The sequence below is a fragment of the Rhodococcus sp. EPR-147 genome, assembly GCF_001647185.1.
In the GTDB taxonomy this organism is placed as follows: domain Bacteria; phylum Actinomycetota; class Actinomycetes; order Mycobacteriales; family Mycobacteriaceae; genus Rhodococcoides.
This window is the reverse complement of the sequence record NZ_LVCU01000554.1, coordinates 1-3340: the sequence shown is the minus strand read 5'-3', so window position 1 is coordinate 3340 and position 3340 is coordinate 1. Positions and strand designations below refer to the sequence as shown.

Annotated in this window: 5 protein-coding genes; 1 reads left to right on the top strand and 4 read right to left on the bottom strand. The window is 63.6% G+C overall.

Features of this window, described 5'->3' with window-relative positions:
* Nucleotides 1-681: alpha/beta fold hydrolase (locus tag A2J02_RS24740; RefSeq protein WP_156516378.1), on the top strand; the 681-nt coding region annotated here is incomplete at its 5' end.
* On the opposite strand, the gene A2J02_RS24735 is transcribed toward A2J02_RS24740, so the two are convergent.
* The 4 genes from A2J02_RS24735 to A2J02_RS29110 are packed head-to-tail and all read right to left on the bottom strand — an operon-like array spanning nt 678 to nt 3323.
* Nucleotides 678-1316, bottom strand: coding sequence for a hypothetical protein (locus tag A2J02_RS24735; RefSeq protein WP_176460192.1), 639 nt, complete (start codon nt 1314-1316; stop codon nt 678-680). The two genes, A2J02_RS24740 and A2J02_RS24735, sit on opposite strands and share 4 nt — an antisense overlap.
* 31 nt (nt 1317-1347) lie before the next feature.
* Nucleotides 1348-2187 carry an ABC transporter permease subunit gene (locus A2J02_RS24730; RefSeq protein ID WP_068055020.1) on the bottom strand — a complete coding sequence of 280 codons (840 nt, stop codon included), beginning with the start codon at nt 2185-2187 and terminating at the stop codon, nt 1348-1350.
* Nucleotides 2184-3131, bottom strand: a complete 948-nt coding sequence (locus A2J02_RS24725; RefSeq protein WP_068055017.1) for an ATP-binding cassette domain-containing protein — start codon at nt 3129-3131, stop codon at nt 2184-2186. Before A2J02_RS24725 ends, A2J02_RS24730 begins: the two co-directional genes overlap by 4 nt.
* 51 nt (nt 3132-3182) lie before the next feature.
* Complete coding sequence (locus A2J02_RS29110) at nt 3183-3323, bottom strand: DUF4342 domain-containing protein (protein ID WP_442971505.1); 141 nt, start codon at nt 3321-3323, stop codon at nt 3183-3185.
* Nucleotides 3324-3340 lie beyond the last annotated feature (17 nt).

Below are 3340 nucleotides of genomic sequence, written 5' to 3'. Positions count from 1 at the left end.
ACCGCTACGGTGGCGGATGACGCCGCCGACACGGAGGCAGTGCTCGACCACCTCGGCATCGGCGAATTTCTCACGATCGGCTGGTCAGGTGGGGGACCGCGTGCATTGGCCTGTGCAGCACTGCTGCCCGGTCGGTGCCTCGCTGCCGCCTGCTGCGTCGGGATCGCTCCGGCCGCCGACTACGACGGCGACATTCGCGACGGAATGGCCGAGGAGAACATCGACGAGTACACGGCCGTGTTCGCCGGCGTCGAAGCCTTGGAGTCGTTTCTCGATATCCGAAAAGGATTCTTCGGTGTCACCCCGGACCAGGTAGCGGCAGGATTGGGAGCGTTGGCTCCACCGGTCGACCGCGCCGCGCTGACCGAGGAACTCACCGAGTACCTCGCCGCGTCGGTCAACGCGGCCGGCCGTCAAGGCATCGTGGGCTGGCGTGACGACGACCTGACCCACACGCGCCCATGGGGATTCGACCTGAGCGAGATCAGCACACCGGTGTCGATATGGCAGGGCAGTCTTGACACGATGGTTCCGTTCGCCCACGCTCGTTGGTTGGCGGCCAACGTCGCAGGAGCGCAGGCCCACCTGATCGAAGGAGAGGGACATATCTCCCTGATGAGCCGGGTCAACGACATTCTGGACGATCTCCGCCGACTGGGCGGGGTGTTCCCGAAAGGTTAGGCGTGTTGCGCCGTCGCAGCATTCGCGGCGATGGTGCGCAGCATCTTTCTGCTCATGACGAATCCGATGGGCTCGACGAAGTAGCGTCCGAAGACCAAGCGGCTCTTCAATGTTGCAGCGTGCGAATACCGTCCCCGCTCGATCAGTCGAGTTCTTCCACCGGGCAGGGCGCGCAGATGAAACGACCAGAGTGCCCGGTCGGCCGAGTCGGGGTCTGCACCCAACAGCACGAAGGCGGTGCCGTCGTCGACCAGTGTCACTGTCAGAGGTGGTGATTGGGGATGCAGGAGCACGGAGTCGCCGACCTCGATAGTCTGGAATCGAGGGTCGATTTCCGTCGCCGACGTGATGTTGCAGCCGACCATGTTCTCCAGTCCGCGGTAGCTGTAGAAGCCTGCCCGCTGCTGTCCGAGCTGAATCAACCAAGGCCACACGAGATCAGGCGTCGTGTCGACATCGATTGCATGGGTGTACGTCCACGCCGGGTGTGGCACGCTCTCGTCACCAGGCAGTGCTTCGTCTACCTCGGCCGGCGTCGCGCCCCACGTCGTGCGCCACTTGCGCAGAGGAATCGAGGCCAGGACATGGAACGCGATGAGGCCTGCGCCACCGGCAGACTCGGCCAGTTCGTTCATGGTGATTTGTCCCCCTGTTGTGAGATCGATGTCAGGCATCGCGTCGGCGAAGGAGATATGCCGCGAGGGCGAGCAGCAGGACCGTCCACAGCGCTGCGACTCCGAAACCCTGCCAGGGAGTGAGCAAGTCGGAGGGAGCTTGCCGGGGTGAGGCGATCAGACTGCCGGCCTGCGAGGGCAGGTACGCCTGGATGTGCCGTCCCACGGTGCCGGGAATCAGTTGGGTGAGCGGTGCCAGTACGAGAACGAACCCGATCATGCCCGTGATAGCTCCCGCGGTGTGTCGGACGATGGCACCGACGGCGACCGCCATGGCGCCGAGCAGCGAAAGGTACAGGCCGGCACCGATCACCGCTCGCAGCACGCCGGGATCGCTCAGCGACACAGATGCTTTGGAGTCCATGATGGCCGAACCGAGGAAGAATGTGGGGAATGCCGTGATCTCGCCGATGACGAACACGACGGCCATGAACACACCGGTTTTGGCCGCCAACATCGGTATTCGTGAGGGCACCGCCAGCAGACTGGCCCTGATCGTGCCGCTCGAGTATTCGCTCGTGACCACCAGGACGCCGAGTACGCAGACCGCCAACTGGCCGAGCTGGAACCCTGCCCCCAGGATCTGGCGTGCCGGGTCTGTGACGATCTGAAGCTGGGAAACCGGATCGACGTTGTCCCAGTAGGCGACGGTGAACCAGGTGAAGAATCCGGTGAAGCCGATGGTGACGATCACCAGTGCGGCCAGGGACCAGATCGTCGAGCGCAGTGAGATCAGCTTCGTCCACTCCGATGTCACCAGTCCGAGGACATCGTCGCGATGATGTTCTCGCTCGGGGGGCTTGGTTGCGGTGCGCGGTGCGGTGATACTCATGATGTCGCCTGTCCGCGAGAGTGAGTGACGAGGGGGCGGTCGTGTTCGACGTCGTCGAGGTGGGTGAGTGTCATGAACGCTTCTTCCAGCGATGCCTCCTGCGGGGTCAGCTGGTAGATCGCGATGTTCTGCTGTTGGGCGAGCTCCCCGACCCGGTGTGCCGAGAGATCGTGGACGGTGAGTCCGTCGTGGCCGAGTACGTCGGTGGTACCTCCGGCCGCTGCGATCGATGCGGCGAGACTCGTCGAATCGGAGGACGAGACCAGCACCGACGCTCGACTGCTGCGAGCTATCAGCTCTGCGGGAGTGCATTCGGCGATCAGCTTGCCGTGATCGATGACCACGAGATGGTCTGCGGTCTGCGCCATCTCGCCCATCAGATGGCTGGAGACGAAGACGGTTCGTCCCTCTCCCGCCAGGTTCTTCATGAGGTTGCGCATCCAGTAGATGCCGTCCGGGTCCAACCCGTTGATCGGTTCGTCCAGAATGAGCACCGCCGGGTCGCCCAGCAGGGCTGCAGCGATTCCGAGTCGCTTCCGCATGCCGAGCGAGAACGATCCGGTACGTTCGCCGCTGACGCCGCGAAGCCCGACCAGCTCCAGAACATAGATGATTCGGGATGTTGGAATGCGTTGCGTACGAGCCAGATACAGCAGATGCTTGTAGGCCGATCGCCCTGGGTGGACGGCCTCGGAGTCCAGCAGGGTTCCCACGGTGAGCAGCGGCTTGTTCAACTGGGCGTACTCGACGCCGCCGATCAGTGCAGTGCCGGCGTCGGGACGATCCAATCCGACGATCAACCGCATCGTGGTGGACTTACCGGACCCGTTCGGTCCGAGAAATCCTGTGACAGTGCCGGGTTCGACAACGAACGACAAGTCGTCGATGACGAGCTTGTCGCCGTAGCTCTTGCTCAGCGCGCGTACTTCGATCGGATAAGGCATGGTGTTCGTTCCCCTGTGGCGGCGAGTCGTTCGGAGTGAGCAGACGTGCGCTCAGGCGGCGGGACGGTGTTCGTCGATGCGGTGGACCTCGATGGTGCAGTCGTCCAGCACTGCGGCGATCGCAGCGACTGCGACGAGGACGGGTGCGACGATCGCGACCGCGACACCTGCAGTCACGGGTATCTCGATGATGGTGTGCCCCTGATCGT

What these genes read in the sequence shown, in the direction of transcription:
- A2J02_RS24730 (WP_068055020.1), bottom strand. Translation starts at nt 2,187, where the DNA reads ATGAGTATCACCGCACCGCGCACCGCAACCAAGCCCCCCGAGCGAGAA.
- A2J02_RS24735 (WP_176460192.1), bottom strand. Translation starts at nt 1,316, where the DNA reads ATGAACGAACTGGCCGAGTCTGCCGGTGGCGCAGGCCTCATCGCGTTC.
- A2J02_RS24725 (WP_068055017.1), bottom strand. Translation starts at nt 3,131, where the DNA reads ATGCCTTATCCGATCGAAGTACGCGCGCTGAGCAAGAGCTACGGCGAC.